Consider the following 2,036-nt stretch of genomic DNA (forward strand, 5'->3'; position numbering starts at 1 on the left):
CAGTACACGTCGCTGGCCTTCGGTAATCGCTGCCGGGAGGCGGGTGTGCGCCCGTCGATGGGTTCGGTCGGCGACGCCTACGACAACGCCATGGCCGAGAGCTTCTTCTCCACCCTCGAATGCGAACCGCTCGCCCGCCGCCGCTTCCGCTCGCAGGCAGAGGCGCGCATGGCGGTCTTCAGCTACATCGAGGCCTTCTACAATCCGCTGCGCCGCCACTCGGCGCTCGGCTACCGCTCGCCCATCGTCTACGAGCAGGAGACCGGGTCAAAACCGTCAATCGAGACCCTGCTCAGCCAAGCCCCCTGAACCGTCCACAAAAACGGGGCAATCCCAATCCCAGGTCGCGCCGCCGAGAAGTCCTGCTTCAGGAGGTTCAGGGCGATCGGCAGGTCGTGACGGCTGTCGGTCGTGCAGGGTCGGAACCGACGGCCCGCCAGGGCCCGGATGCCATGACGGCGCATCAGGCGCTCGACCCGCCCGCGGCTGGCCGACCGGCCTTCCGCTCGCAGGGCGGCATGCACGCGCGGCCCGCCGTAGCGCCGGTGACGGCTGGCATGGATGCGCCGGATATCGTCCAAGAGCTGACGGTTGGACGCCGACCGGGCGCTCTCGGGGCGTGATCGCCACGCATAGTAGCCGCTCGGAGACACGGCGAGCACGCGGCACATGAGACGCACCGGCCAAGTGCGCGCATGCTGCTCGAGTGAAGGCGAACGTCACTTGGGCATCTCCGCAAAGATGCCGATCGCTTTTTTAGGACGTCGCGCTCCATGCGCGTGCGGTCGAGTTCACGCCGCAGGCGGGCGATTTCGGCCGCCTGATCGGAGGGAGAGGCGACCGGGCTCGCGGATGGCGCCCCCGTTGACCTTCCTGGCCGCGGCGAGGGTACGACCCCGCTCAGCGCCGCGCGCCACTGCCTCAGCATGGAGGGTTGGATCCCGAGTTCGGCCGCGATCTGCATCTGCGGCCGCCCACTGCTCTCCAGCAGGGCCGCCGCTTCGCGTTTGAACTCGGGCGTGAATTCCCGTCGCGTCTTCGCCATCAGACACCTTCCCCGCCCGTGAAGAGCGTATCAGAGGTGTCCGCGAAACCGAGGGAGGATCATCCGCCAGCACCTGCTTCTCCAAGGATAGATCGGCTACCAGCCGCCGCAGCCGCGCGTTCTCGCGCTCTAGGGCGTAGTGACGATTTCTGAGGGGGCGGGTTTTGCGAGGCATGAGGTTGTGATTCAAGGCTGATTTTGGAGATCGGCCTGGATGAGCCACGACCCGGATGGCCTGCGCGACGACCAGTGGGAGCGCCTGCGGGATCTGATCCCTGGCGGCCGGGCCGGGCAGCGCGGCCCACGATGCGACAACCGCCGCTTCGTCGAAGCGCTGCTGTGGATGGCCCGCTCGGGCGGGCGCTGGCGCGACTTGCCTGAGCGCCTGGGCGATCATCAGGCGGTCAAGCGGCGCTACTATCGCTGGATCGAGCGCGGCGTGCTGGACGGGGTCCTGGCCGCCTTGAGCGCCGAGGCCGATCTGGAGTGGCTGTTGATCGACTCCACCATCGTGCGCGCCCACCAGCACGCCGCCGGCGCGCGCCTGTCAAAAGGGGGGCGCATGCCCAGGGCCTGGGCCGCTCCCGCGGCGGCCTGAGCACCAAGATCCACGTCGCCTGCGACGCGCTCGGCGACCCCGTGCGCCTGCTGCTCGGCCCGGGCCAGCAGAACGACATGGCCCAGGCCCACGCCCTGATCGAGGGCCTGTCGCCCAAGGCCGTCATCGCCGACAAGGGCTACGGCGCCGATCCGCTGCACGACGCCATCCTGGACGCAGGCGCCGAGCCGGTGATCCCGCCCCGGCGTCACCGCCGCCGGCCGCACGCCTACGACCGCCATCTCTACACAGAGCGCAACCGCATCGAGCGCTTCTTTGCCAAGCTCAAGCAGTTCCGCCGCGTCGCAACCCGATACGACAAGCTCTTGGCCAACTTCCGCGGCTTCGTCCTCCTCGCCGCTATCGCCATCAGTCTCGCCTAAATCGTCACTA

The 2,036-nt window shown here is 68.6% G+C and carries 1 protein-coding gene and 2 pseudogenes; 2 read left to right on the forward strand and 1 reads right to left on the reverse strand.

Annotated elements, in window-relative coordinates; all coding sequences use genetic code 11:
- A partial coding sequence (locus Q8W71_RS32790; protein ID WP_305529035.1) for an integrase core domain-containing protein occupies positions 1-309 on the forward strand: 309 nt, incomplete at its 5' end.
- Between the two features lie 32 nt (positions 310-341).
- On the opposite strand, the pseudogene Q8W71_RS32795 reads toward Q8W71_RS32790, so the two are convergent.
- Positions 342-1,045: pseudogene (locus tag Q8W71_RS32795) on the reverse strand (IS3 family transposase); the annotation flags it as partial.
- Positions 1,046-1,259: 214 nt separating this feature from the next.
- Here Q8W71_RS32795 and Q8W71_RS32800 point away from each other — a divergent pair.
- A pseudogene (locus Q8W71_RS32800) lies at positions 1,260-2,026 on the forward strand (IS5 family transposase).
- Positions 2,027-2,036 lie beyond the last annotated feature (10 nt).

The organism is Methylobacterium amylolyticum (genome assembly GCF_030700245.1).
Taxonomy (GTDB): Bacteria; Pseudomonadota; Alphaproteobacteria; order Rhizobiales; family Beijerinckiaceae; genus Methylobacterium.